We start from the raw sequence: 19,100 nt of genomic DNA, 5'->3' as shown, positions 1-19,100 counted from the left end.
ACGGGTCCGGAACTCTGTGTGACCCTCGCCCCACGGCGACGCTTCGGGCAGACTGTGCGCCCCGCCTTTGCACCCTGATGCCCCTGTGTGTCGGTGCGGCATGCCACCATCGTGCGGGCGGTGACCGGTGATACGAGACCAAGAAGAGACGATGAAGCAGCAGGGTGTGCATCCCGAGGACGCGGAGGGCACCTCTGACGCTGCGTCGCGCCCGGACACCGCCGGTCCGGCGGGAGAGGACGAGGACCTGGTCGAGGTGACACACATCGACGGGGTCGAGGGCGACGAACCACTCCTACCCGCACGCGTGCACCGTCCCTCGGACCTCATGCGGCTGCTGGTCGGCGTACTGGCCGTCGTCGTCCTGCTGGGCATCGCCGCCTTCGCGCACGGAACGACCTCGGGCCTGGAACAGGACATCAACAAGGGCACCGGACAGGCGCCCGACCTCCTCATCAAGATCGCGGGACTGGCGTCCAGCATCGCGATCCTGCTGGTGCCCGTGGCGTTCGCGATCGAGCGGCTCATCAAGCGGGACGGGCTGCGGATCGCCGACGGCGTGCTCGCGGCGGTCCTCGCCCACGGAGTGACACTCGCCACCGACCTGTGGGTGGCCAAGGCCGCCCCGGACTCGATCCAGGAGGCGCTCACCCAGCCCTCCCCGGGCGACGTCCACGCCCTCACCGACCCCGTCCACGGCTACCTGGCGCCCGTGATCGCCTACATGACGGCCGTCGGCATGTCACGGCGTCCCCGCTGGCGCGCGGTGCTGTGGATCGTGCTGATGCTCGACGCGTTCTCGATGCTCGTCACCGGTTACACGACACCGTTCTCGATCATCCTGACGGTGCTGATCGGCTGGACCGTCGCGTACGGCACGCTGTACGCGGTCGGCTCACCCAATGTCCGGCCCACGGGACGGACGCTGATGGCAGGCCTGCGGCACGTCGGCTTCCGTCCGGTGAGCGCCGCGCGCGAGGAGGTCTCGGAGAACCCGGAGACCGGCGACCGCGGCCGGCGCTACTTCGTCACGCTGGAGGACGGCCCGCCGCTGGACGTCACCGTGGTCGACCGCGAGCAACAGGCGCAGGGCTTCTTCTACCGCGCGTGGCGCAATCTGACCCTGCGCGGCTTCGCCACCCGCAGCAGCCTCCAGTCGCTGCGCCAGGCGCTGGAACAGGAGGCGCTGCTGGCCTATGCGGCGATCGCGGCGGGAGCCAACGCGCCGAAGCTGATCGCGACGTCCGAGCTGGGCCCCGACGCCGTCATGCTCGTCTACGAGCACACCGGTGGCCGCACCCTGGACTCGCTGGCCGACGAGGAGATCACCGACGAGTTGCTGCACGACACCTGGCACCAGGTGCGCGCCCTTCAGTCCCGCCGCATCGCGCACCGCAGGCTCGTCGGCGACGCGATACTGGTGGATCGTTCCGGCACGGTGATCCTCACCGACATGCGCGTCGGCGAGATCGCGGCCGGCGATCTGCTGCTGCGCATGGACACCTCGCAACTACTGGTGACGCTCGGCCTGCGGGTGGGTGCCGAGCGCGCGGTGGCCTCCGCGGTGAGCGTGCTCGGTCCCGACGCCGTCGCCGGCTGTCTGCCGATGCTCCAGCCCATCGCGCTGAGCCGCTCCACGCGCGCGACGCTGCGCAGGCTCGCCCGCGAGCGGGCGCAGCGCGAGCGGGACGCCGTCCTGGAAGCCTCCCGGCAGGCCAAGCAGGCCCGCCACGAGGCAGCCGGACACGAGGCCGGGCCGCCGCCCGCGGACAAGGTCGAGAAGAAGGCCGTACGCGCGGAGGCACGGGCCGAGAAGCGGGCCATCGACGAGGCGCTGGAGGAAGCCCGTGAGGAGGACCTGCTCACTCAGATCCGGCACGAGGTGCTGCGCATCCGCCCGCAGGCGCCGGTCGAGCCCGCCCGCCTCGAGCGGGTGCGTCCGCGCACGCTGATCAGTTTCATCGCCGGCGCGATCGGCGCGTACTTCCTCCTGACCCAGCTCACCCACATCGAGTTCGGCCCGCTCATCGCCAACGCCGAGTGGGGCTGGGTCGCCGCGGCCGTGCTGTTCTCGGCGGCGAGCTATGTGGCGGCCGCGATGAGCCTGCTGGGTTTCGTGCCGGAGCGGGTGCCGTTCCCGCGTACGGTGGCCGCGCAGGTCGCCGGGTCCTTCGTGAAGATCGTCGCACCGGCCGCGGTCGGCGGGGTCGCCCTCAACACGCGGTTCCTCCAGCGCGCGGGGGTGCGGCCGGGACTCGCGGTGGCGAGCGTCGGCGCATCGCAGCTGTTCGGGCTGGGCTGTCACATCCTGATGCTGCTGTCGTTCGGCTATCTGACGGGCACCGAGAAGACGCCGTCGTTGTCGCCGTCCCGGACCGTCATCGCGGGGCTGCTGACGGTGGCGGTGCTGGTGCTCGTGGTGACCTCGGTGCCGTTCCTGCGGAAATTCGTCGTCACGCGCGTGAGGTCGCTGTTCGCGGGAGTCGTGCCGCGCATGCTGGACGTGCTCCAGCGGCCGCAGAAGCTGGTCACCGGCATCGGCGGCATGCTGCTGCTGACGGCCTGCTTCGTGATGTGCCTGGACGCGTCGATCCGCGCCTTCGGCGACGAGACGACCTCGATCAGCATCGCCAGCGTCGCCGTCGTCTTCCTCGCCGGCAACGCGCTCGGTTCCGCCGCCCCGACGCCGGGCGGTGTCGGCGCGGTGGAGGCGACCCTGACGGTCGGTCTGATCGCCGTCGGCCTGCCCAAGGAGGTCGCCGCGCCCGCGGTCCTGCTGTTCCGGCTGCTGACGCTGTGGCTGCCGGTGCTGCCGGGCTGGCTGGCCTTCACCCAGCTCACCCGCAAGGGCGCCCTCTAGGGCGCGTTCCGAAAGTGGCGTCGTCTGCCCGAAGGGCAGGCCCGGCGGCGTCCGGTGCGTGCGATCGCAAGGCGGAGGGTCGCCCCGATACTGGTTGTATCGGGGTGATCCCGACAACGCGGCTGGGGGTGCCCCCTCCGGGGGAGTGCGTGCCAGGCGTTGCCGGGCTGGGGGCACCCCCTCTGGGGGAGGGACTTTCGAAACACGCCCTAGACGCCTTTCCGAAGTCCCGCCTGTCCTTCGGGCAGACGACGCCGCTTTCGGAACACGCCCTGGCCCCGGGAACGGCGTTACCTCGTACGGACCGTGCCCCGCGCGCGGGGGCGGGCACGAGCCCAGGATGGGATCATGCCGAACCCCTCCCGCTCGCGTGCCGCCGTACTCACCGCCACCGCCGTCCTGTTGTCCTCCCTGGTGGCGGGGTGCGGCGAGGACTCCCGGGACGAGGATCTGACGGCGCAGAAGCTGAGCTGGAAGGACTGCCCCGCACCGTCCCCGTCCGAAGGCGGCGGCAACGCACCGTCACCGCTGCCGGACGGTGACGAGTGGGAGTGCGCGACCATGCGGGCGCCCCTGGACTGGAGCGATCCCGGGGGCGACACGATCGGCATCGCACTGATCAGGGCGCGGGCGAGCGGTGCAGGGAACCGGCGGATCGGCTCCCTGCTGTTCAACTTCGGCGGGCCCGGCGGCTCCGGGGTCACCACCCTGCCCGCGTTCGGCGAGGACTACGCGACCCTGCGCACCCGCTACGACCTGGTGAGCTTCGACCCGCGCGGGGTCGGCCGCAGCGCGGGCGTGCGCTGCGAGAACGACCAGCAGCTCGACGCCTACCTCCAGCAGGACATGACTCCCGACGACGCCGCCGAGCGCGGCACGCTCCTGGACAACACCAAGAAGTTCAACGCGGCCTGTGAGAAGAAGTCGAAGAAGATGCTGCCGCACGTGCGCACCACCGACGCGGCCCGCGACATGGACCTCATGCGCCAGGTCCTCGGTGACGACAAGCTGCACTACTTCGGCATCTCCTACGGCACCGAACTCGGCGGCGTCTACGCCCACCTGTTCCCGAAGAACGTGGGCCGTGCCGTCTTCGACGCGGTCGTCGACCCGACGCAAACACCCGAGCAGAGCGCGCTCGGGCAGGCCAGGGGTTTCCAGCTCGCGCTCGACAACTACGCCGAGGACTGCACGTCGAAGACGGAGGACTGCCCCGTCGGGGACACCCCGCAGGACGTCAAGGACCGGATCGTGACCCTGTTGAAGACCTTGGACGGCAAGCCGATCCCCGGCGTCTTCCCGCGCGAACTGACACAGACCGCCGCGACCAGCGGCATCGCGCAGTCGCTGTACTCGAAGGACTTCTGGGAGTACCTCACCGAGGGCCTGGACCAGGCCTACGACGGCGACGGCAGGATCCTCATGCTGCTGTCCGACTCCATGAACGGCCGCAACGAGAACGGCGAGTACAGCAACATCATCGCCGCCAACGTCTCTGTGAACTGCGCCGACGACAAGCCGCGCTACTCCGTCGCCCAGGTGGAGCGCAGGCTTCCGGAGTTCCGGGCGGCCTCCCCCGTGTTCGGGGACTTCCTGGCCTGGGGCATGGTCGGCTGCACCGACTGGGCCGTGCCGGGCTCCGCCGACCATCCCGACGTGAGCGCGGCCGGCTCGGCGCCGATCCTCGTCGTGGGCAACACGGGCGACCCGGCCACCCCGTACGAGGGCGCACGCAGGATGGCTGACGCCCTCGGCAAGGGCGTCGGGGTGGAGCTGACGTACAAGGGGCAGGGTCACGGCGCGTACGACAGCAAGAACACGTGTGTGCGGGCGGCGGTGGACGGCTACCTGCTGGACGGGAGGGCACCGGCCGCCGGGACGGTCTGCTCCTGACCCTCGAACCCAATAAACATCCAGGTCAAACGGTTATCCACAGGCTCCGACGGGTGCGCGGCGATCCGCCTACCATGGCCTGACAGCCGTCCGCCGCCGGTGCGGACGGTTCCGCGAGGGGGAACACACATGGCGCGATTCGTACGGTGGACGGCGTTGGGAGCCGCCGCCGCACTGCTGATGACGGGTTGCGGCGGCTCGTCGGACGACGGGGACGACGGCAGGGGAGGCACGGCCGATGCGCGCCCGTCGGCCTCCTCCGGTACCGCGGACGCGACGGCGGCACCCCTGCCCGCCTCGCTGATCGGGCAGAAGCTCGACTGGGGCCGCTGCAGGGCCACCGCGGACTCCGCGGCGCCGGGCGGCGAGTGGCGGTGCGCGAAGCTGAAGGTGCCGCTGGACTGGTCGAAGCCGGACGGGGAGACGATCGATCTCGCGCTGATCCGTGCCCGTTCCCGCGGCTCCGACAGCAAGCGCACCGGCTCCCTGTTGTTCAACTTCGGCGGCCCGGGCGGCTCCGGGGTGTCGACGATGCCGGCGTACGGCTCCACGGTCTCCTCCCTGCGCGAGCGCTACGACCTGGTGAGCTGGGATCCGCGCGGGGTGGGCGCCAGCGAGGGGGTGCGCTGCCGCAGCGACAGCAAGATCCAGGCCGCCGAGTCGGTCGACTCCACACCGGACACCACGGCCGAGGAGAAGGCCTACCTCCGCGACGCCGTCGACTTCGGCAAGGGCTGCCAGAAGGACGCCGGAGCGCTGATGGCGCACGTCTCGACCACCGACACCGCGCGGGACATGGATCTGATGCGGCAGGTCCTCGGCGACGACAAGCTGCACTACTTCGGCATCTCCTACGGCACCGAACTCGGCGGGGTCTACGCCCACCTGTTCCCGAAGAACGTGGGGCGGGTGATCCTCGACGCGGTCGTCGACCCCGGCGCCGATGCCGTGGGGCACGCGAAGAACCAGGCGAAGGGCTTCCAGCTGGCGCTCGACAACTACCTGAAGTCGACCGGACAGAACCCCGCACGGGGCAGCCGTAAGATCGCCGACCTGCTGAAGCGGATCGACACCGACCCGCTGCCGACGTCCTCCGGACGGAAGCTGACCCAGACGCTCGCGGTCACCGGCATCGTCCTGCCGCTCTACAGCAAGGAGGGATGGCCGACCCTGACCAGTGCCCTGGAGTCGGCGCAGGAAGGCGACGGCTCCGAACTGCTCACCCTGGCCGACGCCTACAACGAGCGGGACGGCGAGGGGAACTACGGCACGACGACCCACTCGCAGCGGGTCATATCGTGCTTGGACGACAAGCAGCGGCCGACGGTGGAGGAGACGAAGAAGCTGCTGCCGGAGTTCGAGAGGATCTCACCCGTGTTCGGCACGTTCCTCGGCTGGGACACGGCCGGCTGGTGCCACGACTGGCCGGTGGCCGGACAGTTCGACAGCCCGGAGGTGAGCGCGGCCGGGGCTGCGCCCATCCTGCTGGTCGGCAACACCGGCGACCCGGCGACGCCCTACGAGGGCGCACAGCGGATGGCGGACGAGCTGGGCGAGGGTGTCGGTGTGCTGCTCACCTGGAAGGGCGAGGGCCACGGGGCGTACGGCAGCGGGAGCGACTGCGTCGACTCGACGGTGGACGACTACCTGCTCGACGGCACCGTGCCGAAGGACGGCAAGGTCTGCTCATGAAGACGGCGGGGGCCGCGGGCACCCGTGGTGCGCGCGGCCCCCGCCGCTCAGGCAGGCAGGTCGGCTCAGTAGACCGGCTTGCTCGGCTCGATCTGGTTGACCCAGCCGATCACACCGCCGCCGACATGGACGGCGTCCGCGAAGCCCGCGGACTTCAGCACCGCGAGGACTTCCGCACTGCGGACACCCGTCTTGCAGTGCAAGACGATCTTCCGGTCCTGGGGCAGGCCCTCGAGGGCGGTGCCGAGCAGGAACTCGTTCTTCGGGATCAGCTTGGCGCCCGGGATGGAGACGATCTCGAACTCGTTCGGCTCGCGGACGTCGATGATCTCGATGCTCTCGCCGTCGTCGATCCACTCCTTGAGCTGCTTGGGCGTGATCGTCGCGCCGGCGGCCGCCTGCTGGGCCTCCTCCGACACGACGCCGCAGAAGGCCTCGTAGTCGATGAGCTCCGTGACGGTCGGGTTCTCGCCGCAGACCGCGCAGTCGGGGTCCTTGCGGACCTTGACCTGCCGGTACTGCATCTCCAGGGCGTCGTAGATCATCAGACGGCCGACCAGCGGCTCACCGGTGCCGGTGAGGAGCTTGATCGCCTCGGTGACCTGGATGGAACCGATGGACGCGCAGAGCACGCCCAGCACGCCGCCCTCGGCGCAGGAGGGGACCATGCCGGGGGGCGGGGGCTCCGGGTAGAGGCAGCGGTAGCAGGGACCGTGCTCCGACCAGAAGACGGACGCCTGACCGTCGAAGCGGTAGATCGAGCCCCACACGTACGGCTTGTTCAGCAGCACGGCGGCGTCGTTGACCAGGTAGCGGGTGGCGAAGTTGTCCGTGCCGTCCACGATCAGGTCGTACTGGCTGAAGATGTCCATCACGTTGTCGGCCTCGAGCCGCTCCTCGTGCAGGACCACGTTCACGTACGGGTTGATGCCCAGGACGGAGTCGCGCGCGGACTCGGCCTTGGAGCGGCCGATGTCGGCCTGGCTGTGGATGATCTGGCGCTGGAGGTTCGACTCGTCGACCTCGTCGAACTCCACGATGCCGAGCGTGCCCACGCCCGCCGCGGCCAGGTACATCAGCGCCGGCGAGCCCAGGCCGCCGGCGCCGACACACAGCACCTTGGCGTTCTTCAGCCGCTTCTGCCCGTCCATCCCGACGTCGGGGATGATCAGGTGGCGGGAGTACCTGCGGACCTCGTCTACGGTGAGCTCGGCAGCCGGCTCGACCAGGGGTGGCAGCGACACGGGGACTCCGTTGGTCGGTCAATCACTACGGTTGTTCTCTCCGTAACACTGCCATGGCCTTCTTCATTCCGAGACACCTGTTCCGATCCGCGAGACGATTTCGTCCCAGTAGCCGGGCATGGCCTCCCACGGGTCGAACACGCCGTCGTGGTCGTGACGGTCGGTGACCCAGATCGTGGCCGCTCCCTGCCAGCGGGCGATCCTCAGCGCCTCGTCGAGGTGACCGCGGGGCACGCCGTGCACGAAGTGGCAGAACCGCTCGGGCGGGTAGTCGGCGGTCCACTCGGCCGCCTGCGACCAGCGGTAGTCGCTCCAGGGCCCGGAGAAGGTGACGAGCTGATCGGCGTTCTCCGCGTATCCGGGATGCGGATGGATGCCGTGACCGAGGACGATGTGAGGCTCGTCACGGAGCGAGCGCAAGGTGCCGACGGCGCGTCGGATCTCCGGGAGCTCGGCGCGTTCGGTCGGGCAGCGGTCCACGAGGAAGCCGTCGACCTGGTACCAGTCGAGGTAGCGGTGGGCGTCGGAGATCACCTCGGCGAGAGCGCGGGCGCCGTGGACGGCGTCGAGGTGGCCGAGGACGCGGACGCCCGCGTTGCGGAGACGGCCCGCGGCCTCCAGGCAGTGCGGGTCGGGGCGGGCACCGGGTCCGTCGGCGACGTTGAGGACGACCCAGTGCAGGCGCCTGCCGGGACGGGCGAGTTCGCCCCACTCGGTCGGCGCGACAAGGGGGTGCGCGAAGCCGGGGACACCGAAACCGGTGCGGACGCCGGTGCTCGCGGTGCCCGCCCGGGTGCCGGTCAGATACGGCATGCCGCCTCCATCCAGATGTCGGCGAGGGACTCCTCGAGGTTGATCCGCGGCCGCCAGCCCAGCCGGTCACGGGCGGTGCGGACATCGGCCTGCTGCCAGCTGCCGCACCCGTCGGGGTACGGGTACGCGACCGGAGCCGCGTGGTCGGAGTCGGGACGTGGGTGGCCGATGGCCGGCCGGAGGTGGCCGCCGGGCGGGCCGTCGAGTTCGTGGAGGGTGCCGCCGTATCCGGCCACACGGGCGAGGACGGCGGCGGCGTCCCGGAGGCGGACGGCGCGGCCGGAGCCGATGTTGATCACACCCTGCGCGGCGGACAGCGCGGCGGCGTGCACGGCGCGGGCGACGTCACGGACGTCGATGAAGTCGCGCTGGGCGCCGAGTCCGCCGAGTTTCAGCTCGCCGTCGCCGGACTGCATGGCGCGGCGCATCGCCTCGGCGAGCCGGCCCAGCGGGGAGCCGGCGGGGGTGCCGGGCCCGGCCGGGGAGAACACCCGCAGCACGACCGCGTCCAGACCGGAGCCCAGGACGAGCTCGGTGGCGGCGAGCTTGCTGACGCCGTACGGGCCGCCGGGGCGCGGCACGGCGTCCTCGGCGGTCGAGGACCCGGGCTGGCTGGGGCCGTATTCGGCGCCGCAGCCGATGTGGACGAGACGGGCGCCGCAGCCGCTGCGGCGCAGCGCCTCGCAGACGGTGGCGACGGCGACGGTGTTGTGCCGGGTGAGTTCCCGGGCTCCGCCGCGGGTGGCTCCGGCGCAGTTGACGACGACCTGGGGGTGGACCGCGTCGAGGAAGCGGGTGAGGGCGCCGGGACTGCCGCTCGCGAGGTCGAAGCGGACGTCGGCGTCGTCGCCGCGGCCGAGCGCGGTGAGCTGGACGGCCGGGTCGGCGAGCAGACGGTCGGCGACGAAGCGGCCGACGTAACCGTTGGCTCCGGTCAGCAGGACCCTCATCGCGCGGCTCCCGGGGTGTGCGTCGCGGCTGCTCCGGTGACCGCGCGGGCTCCTGCGACCGCGGGTGTCCCGGTGGCTCCGGTCGCTCCGGATCGGGAGGTGGTCATCTGGTCTCTCCTTAAGGGGATTGCATGGGTGGAGGAGCGCGTGCGTCGTGCGGTCCGTGCACGGTGGGGGTGGCGCGGCGCGCGGTGGTCGGGGGCGGGCGGGCGGCTCCGGGTCAGCACGGCTGTCCCGATGGCGCGTGGGCCGAGGCCCTGGTGAGGGTGCGGGTCGCGTGGATCAGCAGGATGAGGGCGGCCGCCCCGCAGGCGAGGGCGGGGACCGCGGCGGGGCCCCGGGCGGCCATGAGGGTGTCGACGGGGACGGCCAGGAAGCCGCAGCCGGGCAGCCGGCCTGCGAAGAGCAGGGCCAACGCGATCGCCTCGGCCACCCCGGCGGCCCTGAGGACGGCCATCGGGGTGTGGGTGAAACCGTGGACGGTGAGGAGGCGGGAGAGAAGGAGCAGCGCGCCCAGGGTGAGCGTGCCCGCATAGGCGGCCGGTTCGCCGAGGGTGGCCGCGCAGACGCCGGTGAGGACCGCGAGGGCGCACAGGAACAGGGCGAAGGCACCGAGCAGAAGCGGCCGTACGGAGGCGGTGAACTCGTCGAGACCTCGGCTGCTGCCGAGCCTGTGCCGGACGCGTACGGCGAGAAGGTGCGCGCACCACGCGGCGGGCACGCAGGCCAGCGCGAGGGTAAGGAGTGGAGCCGTGGCGAGCGGCCAGGGCCCGTCGGCCGTTCCGGTGGGCAGGCCGTCGGGGCCGCCGTCGGCCGCGGCGCGCAGCAGGCCGTCGCCGAGGGCGGCGTAGGCGAGGAGCCATCCGGTCCAGCCGCCGGTGCGGTGCCGGCCGGCGTGCGGGCCTCCGTTCGGGATCGACGAGCCCCGGCCGCCGCTGCGGCTCAAGGGGCCCCGGCGAAGAGCGGCCCGCACGGCGAGAGCCACCGCCAGGACGCCCGCGGTGACCACGAGGAGGCGGGTCCGACCGTGGGTGAGACGAAGGCCGACGACCGTGGCGGTGCCCAGGGCGCCGGGCAGGAGGGTGAGCAGCGCCCAGTCCAGGCGGACGCGTGGCGCCGGCGCGGGCTCCGGGCTCGGGTGCGAAGGCGTGTCGGCGTCCCTGGCGACGCGGGCGTACATCTCCTCCGCGAGGGAGAAGACGTCCCGGTGCCGGAACCTCGCGGCGGTGCGGTCGGTGACGCCGTGGGCCTCCAGTCCCGCCGCGATCTCCAGCGGATCGACCGCCCGTTCGCACAGGTCGCGGTGGCGGTGCATCAGCGCTTTCACCGGGTCCACGGCGCCGCCTCGCCGAGGGGCGACGGGGGCTGTCTGCGGACCCGGGTGTGCCACGGTGGCCGACGCGGGACGCCCGGCCGGGGTGGTCGCCCCCGGCCCACCGGGGTCGGACGGCCCGTCGGCGCCCGCAGGCGTGTCCTCGTTCACGAGCCACTCCTCGGACCGTTCGTCCCAGGCACCGGCGGGTGCCGGTGTCGCGGGGCGGTCGAGTTCGCCCAGGCCGCTCATCGGGCCCCCTCCGTCGCGGCGACGGGAGTGGTGGCGCGGGGTGCGGACAGGCCGTGCGGTGTGGCGGAACCGCGTGCCACCGCCGTACCCGGCAGCGGCGGTCCCGCCGCCCGGCCGGGCGGGTTCCGGGGAGCGGCCCGTCCGCCGAGGCCGGTCCACCGGCCGGGCAGCCAGGCCTCGGCCGGGACCGCGAAGGGCCGGGGTTCCCCGGCCGCGTCGAGGACGACCCGGCGGACCGGGCTCCGGGAGACGATCTCCAGGTAGATGTCGTGAAACGCCGCGATGTTCTGCTCGACGGTGAACAGCTCGAGGGCACGGGCGCGGGCGGCCGCACCCAGGCGTGCGCGGCGCGCGGGGTCGCGCAGCAGGGCCACGCACGCCTCCGCGAGCGCCCTCGGGTTGCGCGGCGGGACGACGAGTCCGGTGCCCCCGATGACCTCGACCACCGCGCCGACGTCCGTGGACACGGTGGCGCGCCCGCAGAACATCGCCTCGACGAGGCCGACCGGGAACCCCTCGACGACGCTGGACAGGATCACGACGGCACCGGCCGCGTACGCCTCGGCGAGTCCGGGGACCTCCGGTCCGCCGGTCTCCTCGAAGGACACCGGGTTGTCGCCGACGGCGTGCGGCCCGGCGGCTTCGTCGGGGAAGAGCTGCGCGGCGAGCATCCGGCAGTGACCGAGGTAGGCCTCGCCCTCCGTTCCGGCCGCGCTGCCGAAGATCCGCAGCCGGGTCCCGGGCTCCTCCCGGCGGATCTCGGCGAAGGCGTGCAGCAGGGACACCAGGTCCTTGGCCGGTTCCACCCTGCCGACCCAGACCAGCGTGCGCGGGTCGGCGGCGTCCGGGGATTCGCCGACCGCGGCGAAGCGGGAGGCGTCCATGCCCGGGGGGACCGTGCGGAGCTTGGCCCGGTCGGCACCGCAGCGCTCCTGCCAGCGGCGGGCGTGCGCGTTGCCGGGCGTGACGCACGCCGCCTGCCGGTACACCTCGGCGGCGAGCCGCCCGTGGAAGGCCGTGAGCAGGGACCGTACGGCCGGGGCGTGCGGCGTCGGAGCGGCGGCCGAAGCCGGGTCGGCGCCGGGCGCGACGCCACTGCCCGCACCCGCACCCGCACCCGCACCCGCACCCGCACCCAGATAGTGCGTCCGCAAGCGGACCCCGTACTCCGTCACCAGCAGCGGCACGCCGAAGAAGTGACGGGCGAGCAGGCCCGGAAGTGCCGCCGCGCCCCCGGAAGCCGCGTGGCAGAGATCGACCGAGCCGAGCCCGTCGTTGCCGTCGTCCTCGTACCAGTCGAGCGAGAGGGGGCGCAGGGCCCGTTCGAGGTGCGCGGCGACGGCGAGGAGGTCGGGAACACGCGCCTCACGCGCCGTGCCGAGCGCGCCGGGCGCACGACAGGCGCGCTCCAGGGCGCGTACGGCATGTTCCGAGCGGAGCGCACCCACCAGGCCGCCCTCGTCACGGGCGAGTTCCGCGAGCCCGTACAGCGCGTTGCCGAAACGGTCCGCCTGGGGTGCGGAACGGTCCGTCCCCGCGTCGGCGGGCGCTCCCTCGCACAGGACGGACACCAACGCGCCGTAGTACTCGGTGAAACGCCGGCGCACACGCCGTCCGTGCACCACCCCGTCGTCCTCGGCGGTCCACAGCGGCGCGGTGCGCACGCGGTTGACCTGCGACGGCAGTGCGACCTGGCCCGCGGTCTCCTGGCGCTCGGTGCGGCTGAGCGCGTAGACGTCGAACTCGTGCTGCCCGAGCCCGCGCACGAGCCGGTCGCACCAGAGCCCCGCATCACCGCTCACATACGGATAGCCACCCTCCGTAAGCAGTCCGATACGCACGCGCACCCCCGATCTCCCGTTTGGGGAGCCGCCGTTGACCCGGCGGCTCGCAGCGGGACGAACGTATGCGGACAAGGCGGTGGCGCGACGGACGGTTGTCCATCGCGCCACCAAAAGGGGTGAACGGTCGTAACTTTCCCGTGCGGGCGGCGTTCCGTCGCGCTAAGAGATCAAGCGAGCGCGAAACGTCACGCACCGGGGGTGCGTAGAGGTACTGCCGGACGCCCCCGCGGCCGGCGCCCCGCGGTTCGTCAGTTGTTCGGGTAGGGCCAGGGGTTGGGCAGGCAGCGGATGCCGTCGTACTCCAGGAACTTCGTCTGCTGCTGCATGACCGGGGCGAGGTCCCCGTCCTTGTCGCAGGTGACATGGCCGTAGCCGAGCCGGTGGCCCACCTCGTGGTTGATCAGCATCTGGCGGTAGGCGTACATCTCGTCGCCGTAGGTCGCGGACCCCTGTGCCCACCGGTATGCGTTGATCATCACGCGTTCGGTGGCGGCCGAGTCGCAGGAGACGTTGTCCTCGGTGGTGTCCAGGCCGGACTTCGCGCACCAGTCGGCGGTGGTGCCGGGGCTGGCGAGCGTGATGACGAAGTCCGGCTCCCCCGAGTGGATCCGCTCGAAGGTCCGCGCGCCGCCGTGGGCCCAGCTGCGGTCGTCGTTGAGCGTCTTCTGCACGGCCTGCGCGAACAGTTCGGCGTCGAGCCCGAGCCCCTGCTCGACATCCACGCGGTAGGTGTACTTCTGGCCCTTGCCGGGCGCCTTGTCGATCCCGGGCACGGCGTCGAACTTCCCCGACCCCACGATCGTGGCCCCGAAGCGGTACCGCGCGCTCATCATCTGGTCGTACGTCAGCGGCACCACGCTGGGTGACGCCGACGGGCTCGGCCGCTCGGCGCCGCGCGCGGCGGAGTCGCGGGCGTCACGGGCTGCCTTGTCGGTCGCGGTGTGCGACTGGACGGAGTCCTCGTCGCGCGCGTCGGTGACCTGGCCGGCGACCACGACGGCCAGCACGGTGGTGACGGCGGCGGCCGCGATGCCGGTGAAGGCCCGGCCCTTGCCGCCCCTGGCCGCCGGCTCACCGGTGGGCGGCTCACCACCGGCCCCGCCGGCCCCGCCGCCCGTGGGAGCCGGACGGGGGCTTCGGTCCCGGTCGGTGACGGAGACGTAGGCGTCGGTGGGACGCGGGGTGACACAGGTGTCCGTGGCGAGCGCCGTGGCCGTGGCGGCCGCCACGGGCGCGCGACGCTCGAAGACGTTGTCGTCCTCGGTGAAGGCGTCGAGGTAGTCCTGGCGCGGACCCGCCGCCGTGTCGGACGCCCGTTGCCGGGACGCGGCGGCGGGCTCGGGCCGCTGGCGAGGGATCAGCGGGCCGGATCCGCTCGCCGTACGGCCCCGCAAATCGCCCCAGGCGCCCCCGGCCTCCCGCTGCTCGGGGTGTCCGCCGCGGACCTGCGGGGTGCCGTGGGCGGGAGTGCCGCCGGGGGCGCGGCGGCCACCCGGGAAGGGCAGACCGCGGGCGGGGGTGCCGTCGGGTGGCCCGGGCACGCCCCGCGCGGGGGTGCCGTCGGGAAGCCTCGGCACACCGCGAGCCGGGGTGCCGTCGGGAAACCCGGATCCCGCCGTGGGCGCGTCGGCGGACGGGGCCGCGTCCTGGGGACTGGCGTCCCCCGCCTCGCCCGGCGCGGCTTCCCGGGGAGTGCCGCCGGTGTCCTGCTGTGCTGTGCTCCTGGGCGCGGGCCCGCGCCGGCTGTGACGTCCCACGGCCCCCTCAGCTCCCCGTGCCCGCGGATCCGCCGGCCCGTTCGGTGAACGCACCGGAACCCGGGCCGGTTCCCGGGCCCGCCTCCGGCCCCGCCCCGGTGTCCGCCTCCGTCCCTGCCCCTGCCCCGGTACCGGCATCCGGCGCCGTCCCGTAGCCCGTGGCCTTCCCGGCCCGCGCCTCCGTGGCCTTCCCGGCGCCCGTCTGCGTGACCGGTCCCGGATCCGCCGTCTGCTCCAGCAGTTCACGGAACGCCGTGGCGACCGTCTCCGGATACTCCATCATCGCCACGTGCCCCGCGTTCGGCAGGGTGAGCAGGCGGGAGTCGCGGAAGGTGCGTGCCGCCCGCTGGGCCATGCGGAAGCCGACGAGCCGGTCGCGGCCGCCGTAGACGAGGAGAGCCGGAGCGAGGACGCGTTCGGCCTGGCGCCACAGACCGTGCTGGCCGCCCAGCGTGTAGGCGCTGACCAGCCCGCGGGCGGAGCGCGTCATCGCGTCCCAGAAGTACGGCAGCCGCAGCCGCCGCTCGAGTTCCTCCACGGCGTGGCCGAACGCCTCCGGGGTGACCCGCCCGGGATCGCCGTAGCACAGGGCCATGACGCCGCGGACCCGCTGCTCGGCCGTCCACTCCTGGGTGAACCGGGTGAACAGCGCGGCCACGCCGGGCATGCCGAGCAGGCCGGTGGGCACCGCCGTGCGCTGGACGCGCAGCTCCGGGAGAGCGGGCGAGACGAGAGTCAGGGTCCGGACGAGGTCGGGGCGGACCGCCGCGACACGCGTGGACACGGCGCCGCCCAGCGAGTTGCCGAAGAGGTGGACGGGGCCGCGGCCGGACGCGTCGAGGTGACGGATCACGGCACGCGCGTGTGCCGTGATGGAGTAGTCGCCGTCGTCCGGCGGCGGGGAGTCCCCGAAGCCGGGCAGGTCGACGGCCTCGCTCTCGACGACACCGTCGAGCTGCGCCATCAGCGCGGACCAGTTCTGCGAGGAGCCGCCGAGGCCGTGGACGTACAGCGCGGGATGCAGCCCCGCGCGCGCGGCCGGCCTGGAGCGGACCGTCAGGGTGATGCCGGACAGGCGGACCGACCGCAGCCTCTCGCCCTCGGCGACGCGGACCGCCGCGGCCTTCGGCAGCACGCTGGTGGGCGGCACGGACGGCAGCTCTGTCGAAGACATGCCGCAATGTTACGAGACGATCACACGCGGACCCGTGTGTTCGGCGTCACAGGAGGCCGACCGCGCGTCGTGCAGATGGCGGCGCGATTCCTGGGCACATCGCATAGCGTCCGAAATGGGTGTCTCCTAGGCTCGTACAGAGGGCACCCGCGTGTGACCCCTGCATTTCCAGGGACGTTCGTAGGAAGGGAGCCCGTCATGGCCGTCGACCCCACCGATCCGGAGACGTTCGCGGACCAGGAGGACGCCGCCGCGGAGATCGACGTCGAGGCACCGGAGAACGACACCGCCGAACAGCAGGCCGATGTCGCGCCGGAGAGCGACGACCCGCTGGACGAGATGGATCCGAGCCGGGCCAACGAGGCGGACCTCATCGAACAGGCGCGTGTCGTCTCGCAGGACGAGGACGACTACCGCTGAGCAGGCCCGGGGCCACCCCCGGAGACGCCGAGGACCGCCGTGCGCCTGGCCGCAGCGGAGCGCGATTGTGCCCGCTACGCCCCGCTACGAAACCTTACCTACGGCTTTTGCCGTCGTCCGGTCCGTGAAATTCTGCGCTCGCAGCGCGCACACCACGGTTACCGAAAAGTACGATGGCGGCGCGGCGGCACACCGCAAGAGGGACGACATTGGGAGGCGGCGTGACAGCCATCGAGCAGACCGAGGCGGCGCGCCCGCGAGGCACGCGCCTGCCGCGCCGTGCCCGACGGAACCAACTGCTGGGCGCCGCCCAGGAAGTCTTCGTCGCGCAGGGCTACCACGCGGCGGCGATGGACGACATCGCGGAACGCGCCGGCGTCAGCAAGCCGGTGCTCTACCAGCACTTCCCGGGCAAACTCGACCTGTACCTGGCGCTGCTGGACCAGCACTGCGAGTCGCTCATCCAGGCCGTGCGCAGCGCGCTCGCCTCGACGACCGACAACAAGCAGCGCGTCCGCGCGACGATGGACGCGTACTTCGCGTACGTCGAGGACGACGGCGGCGCATTCCGCCTGGTCTTCGAGTCGGACCTGACGAACGAGCCCGCCGTGCGCGAGCGCGTCGACAAGGTCACCAACGAGTGCGCCGAGGCGATCTGCGAGGTGATCGCCGAGGACACCGGCCTCTCGCGCGCGGAGTCGATGCTGCTGGCCTCCGGCCTCGGCGGTCTCGCGCAGGTGGTGGCTCGTTCCTGGCTGCACAGCGACCGCAGCGTCCCGCGCGACCAGGCGGTGCAGTTGCTGGCCTCCCTGGCCTGGCGGGGCATCGCCGGATTCCCGCTGCACGGCATCGAGCAGCACTGAGCGACACCGCCCCGGCCGTTTGTTCCCGTTCGCTGTTCGCTCCTGGCGTGGACGGCCGCGCCGTGCACGTCCCCTCACCGGGCTAATGTGTGCAGCGTACGGCGCGGACGCCCGCGCACCTCGTGATCGTCGGAGGGACTTAGCCGTGGAGGTCAAGATCGGCGTGCAGCACGCGCCCCGCGAGATCGTTCTGGAGAGCGGTCAGACTCCCGAGGAGGTCGAGCGCGTGGTGGCCGACGCCCTGGCCGGGAAGTCGCAGCTGCTCAGCCTCACGGACCAGCACGGCCGCAAGGTCCTGGTTCCGGCCGACCGCCTGGCCTACGTGGAGCTGGGCGAGCCGGCCCCGCGCAAGGTGGGCTTCGGCGCGCTGTAGGCCACGCTCGACGGAAGGGGCCCGGCGGCCGTTCGGCTGCCGGGCCCCTTCCGCGTCCCGCCACGCCGGAACGCGGATCGGTCCACACCGGACGGATCGGTCTACACCGGCCGGATTCAATCCATACCGGCCGGATCTGCCCACACCGGAACGCGCATCGGCTCCTGCACCGCACCCGCCACGGACGGAGCACGGCCCGGCCGCACAGGAGGATTGCATTCCGCAGGTCACGGGTAAGACGGGCTACGACCTTGGTGCACGGCCCGGCCGCCTGGAGGGACCCCGGATGATCTTGGAAGCGCTCGGCTCCGCTGTGCTCGGTCTCGTACTCGCGTGGGCGGCGGTCCACCGCCTGTCCCACCGGCTCCCCGCCCGCACCCTGGTGCTGGCGACGGGCGTCGCCGGAGCCCTGTTCGGCGACTTCGTCACCCACAGCGCGCTGGGCCCCGGCTCCGCGATCGTCGCCCTCCTCGGCGCGGCGGTGGTCTCCACCGCCTCCCTCTCGCTGCTCCTGCGCCCGTCGGCCGGGCTCCGCCGCCGATCAGCCACCGCGTAGCCGCACCGGTCCCCGCGGGGACCGAGCCGGCGAGGGGCGCGGGAAGCCTCGTGACCTACCGCGCACGGCCCTAAGCTCCGGGGACAAGGCCCGCGGGCTCCTCCCCGGAGCGCTGCCGGCCCCCGTGGAGCGCTACGCGGCCAGGCCCAGCGCGGCCATCCGCTTCGTGTGCGCCTCGGTGATCCGCGAGAACATCCGCCCCACCTCCGCGAGGTCGAACCCGTCCGCGACACCGCCCACGAGCATCGTCGACAGCGCGTCGCGGTCGGCCACCACCCGCTGCGACTGCGACAGGGCCTCGCCCATCAGCCGCCGCGCCCACAGCGCGAGCCGCCCGCCCACGCGCGGGTCCGCGTCGATCGCCGCGCGCACCCGGTCGACGGCGAAGCCGGCGTGACCGGTGTCGTCGAGCACGGCCAGCACCAGGGCGCGGGTGTCGGTGTCCAGACGGGCCGCGACCTCGCGGTAGAAGTCGCTGGCGATCGAGTCGCCGACGTAGGCCTTGACGAGGCCCTCCAGCCAGTCCGACGGGGCGGTCTGCTTGTGGAAGCCGTCGAGCGCGGCGACGAACGGCTCCATCGCGCGCGTCGGCTCCTCGCCGACCTCCGTGAGCCGGTCGCGCAGCCGCTCGAAGTGGTGGAACTCGGCCGACGCCATCTTCGCCAGTTCCGCCTTGTCCTCCAGCGTGGGCGCCAGTTTGGCGTCCTCGGCGAGCCGCTCGAACGCCGCGAGCTCGCCGTACGCGAGCGCGCCGAGCAGGTCCACGACCGCGGCCCGGTACTGCGGATCGGTGGAGGCCTTCGCCCAGTCCTGGGCGGCGATACCGGTGGCGGCGTTCTCAGGCTTGTCAGAGCTCGTCATGGAGCGCACAATAGCCCGCTCGTCGCGGGAGGGAAGTCCCTGGTCAGTCAGTGTGACGACGACGACGCGAAGGGCCCTGTCCGACGGTGTGACAACCACAACGTGACCGAATCGGCCATCGCATGTGCGCGAATCCGGGGTATGGTGGTAATGCGCCTGCCGAGTATTCGACGGGCCGCACGTATGAGGATGCCCGGTCGGTGGCCCGATCGGCTCCGACCCGACAGCCCTCCCTG

At 72.6% G+C, this 19,100-nt stretch carries 15 protein-coding genes; 7 read left to right on the top strand and 8 right to left on the bottom strand.

The window, feature by feature from the left end; translation table 11 throughout:
- Positions 1 to 151 precede the first annotated feature (151 nt).
- From ACIP5W_RS02360 to ACIP5W_RS02350, 3 genes are all read left to right on the top strand, one after another.
- The gene (locus ACIP5W_RS02360; protein WP_401465427.1) at positions 152 to 2,860 is read left to right on the top strand and encodes a lysylphosphatidylglycerol synthase domain-containing protein; all 2,709 of its coding nucleotides are present in this window, start codon (positions 152 to 154) and stop codon (positions 2,858 to 2,860) included.
- Between the two features lie 348 nt (positions 2,861 to 3,208).
- Positions 3,209 to 4,753: an alpha/beta hydrolase gene (locus tag ACIP5W_RS02355; RefSeq protein WP_401465424.1), complete on the top strand. Its 1,545-nt coding sequence runs from the start codon at positions 3,209 to 3,211 to the stop codon at positions 4,751 to 4,753.
- 129 nt (positions 4,754 to 4,882) lie between these two features.
- A complete protein-coding gene (locus ACIP5W_RS02350; protein ID WP_401465421.1) occupies positions 4,883 to 6,445 on the top strand; it encodes an alpha/beta hydrolase in 1,563 nt (520 codons plus the stop codon).
- A gap of 65 nt (positions 6,446 to 6,510) precedes the next feature.
- On the opposite strand, the gene moeZ is transcribed toward ACIP5W_RS02350, so the two are convergent.
- The 7 genes from moeZ to ACIP5W_RS02315 form a co-directional block, all read right to left on the bottom strand.
- Positions 6,511 to 7,689: an adenylyltransferase/sulfurtransferase MoeZ gene (gene moeZ / locus ACIP5W_RS02345; RefSeq protein WP_382784331.1), complete on the bottom strand. Its 1,179-nt coding sequence runs from the start codon at positions 7,687 to 7,689 to the stop codon at positions 6,511 to 6,513.
- Between the two features lie 63 nt (positions 7,690 to 7,752).
- Positions 7,753 to 8,502 (bottom strand): spherulation-specific family 4 protein, encoded by a 750-nt coding sequence (locus tag ACIP5W_RS02340; protein WP_401465417.1) that lies wholly within the window; start codon positions 8,500 to 8,502, stop codon positions 7,753 to 7,755.
- Positions 8,490 to 9,452 (bottom strand): NAD-dependent epimerase/dehydratase family protein, encoded by a 963-nt coding sequence (locus ACIP5W_RS02335; protein ID WP_401465414.1) that lies wholly within the window; start codon positions 9,450 to 9,452, stop codon positions 8,490 to 8,492. The genes ACIP5W_RS02340 and ACIP5W_RS02335 overlap by 13 nt, the downstream gene beginning before the upstream one ends.
- Positions 9,453 to 9,672: 220 nt before the next feature.
- On the bottom strand, positions 9,673 to 11,016 hold the full coding sequence (locus ACIP5W_RS02330) for a hypothetical protein (protein WP_401465411.1): 1,344 nt from the start codon (positions 11,014 to 11,016) through the stop codon (positions 9,673 to 9,675).
- Positions 11,013 to 12,857 (bottom strand): DUF3492 domain-containing protein, encoded by a 1,845-nt coding sequence (locus tag ACIP5W_RS02325; RefSeq protein WP_401465673.1) that lies wholly within the window; start codon positions 12,855 to 12,857, stop codon positions 11,013 to 11,015. Before ACIP5W_RS02325 ends, ACIP5W_RS02330 begins: the two co-directional genes overlap by 4 nt.
- A gap of 251 nt (positions 12,858 to 13,108) precedes the next feature.
- Positions 13,109 to 14,617: a DUF3152 domain-containing protein gene (locus ACIP5W_RS02320; protein WP_401465409.1), complete on the bottom strand. Its 1,509-nt coding sequence runs from the start codon at positions 14,615 to 14,617 to the stop codon at positions 13,109 to 13,111.
- A gap of 7 nt (positions 14,618 to 14,624) precedes the next feature.
- Positions 14,625 to 15,791 carry an alpha/beta fold hydrolase gene (locus ACIP5W_RS02315; protein WP_401465404.1) on the bottom strand — a complete coding sequence of 389 codons (1,167 nt, stop codon included), beginning with the start codon at positions 15,789 to 15,791 and terminating at the stop codon, positions 14,625 to 14,627.
- A 198-nt stretch (positions 15,792 to 15,989) separates the two neighbouring features.
- Between ACIP5W_RS02315 and ACIP5W_RS02310 the strand changes: the two genes are divergently transcribed.
- The 4 genes from ACIP5W_RS02310 to ACIP5W_RS02295 all read left to right on the top strand — a co-directional run bounded on the left by ACIP5W_RS02310 (position 15,990) and on the right by ACIP5W_RS02295 (position 18,003).
- Positions 15,990 to 16,211, top strand: coding sequence for a hypothetical protein (locus tag ACIP5W_RS02310; RefSeq protein ID WP_401465401.1), 222 nt, complete (start codon positions 15,990 to 15,992; stop codon positions 16,209 to 16,211).
- 221 nt (positions 16,212 to 16,432) lie between these two features.
- Entirely contained in the window at positions 16,433 to 17,074 is a 642-nt protein-coding gene (locus ACIP5W_RS02305) for a TetR/AcrR family transcriptional regulator (protein ID WP_366062522.1), read from the top strand.
- A gap of 145 nt (positions 17,075 to 17,219) precedes the next feature.
- Positions 17,220 to 17,447, top strand: coding sequence for a DUF3107 domain-containing protein (locus ACIP5W_RS02300; protein ID WP_073493074.1), 228 nt, complete (start codon positions 17,220 to 17,222; stop codon positions 17,445 to 17,447).
- 286 nt (positions 17,448 to 17,733) lie between these two features.
- Positions 17,734 to 18,003: a hypothetical protein gene (locus tag ACIP5W_RS02295; RefSeq protein ID WP_401465396.1), complete on the top strand. Its 270-nt coding sequence runs from the start codon at positions 17,734 to 17,736 to the stop codon at positions 18,001 to 18,003.
- A gap of 132 nt (positions 18,004 to 18,135) precedes the next feature.
- On the opposite strand, the gene ACIP5W_RS02290 is transcribed toward ACIP5W_RS02295, so the two are convergent.
- A complete protein-coding gene (locus ACIP5W_RS02290; protein WP_401465393.1) occupies positions 18,136 to 18,864 on the bottom strand; it encodes a ferritin-like fold-containing protein in 729 nt (242 codons plus the stop codon).
- Positions 18,865 to 19,100 lie beyond the last annotated feature (236 nt).

The sequence above is a fragment of the Streptomyces sp. NPDC088766 genome, from assembly GCF_044750845.1.
Classification (GTDB): domain Bacteria; phylum Actinomycetota; class Actinomycetes; order Streptomycetales; family Streptomycetaceae; genus Streptomyces.
The sequence above is the reverse complement of the archived record's forward strand: the minus strand, read 5'-3'. Positions and strand labels throughout refer to the sequence as shown.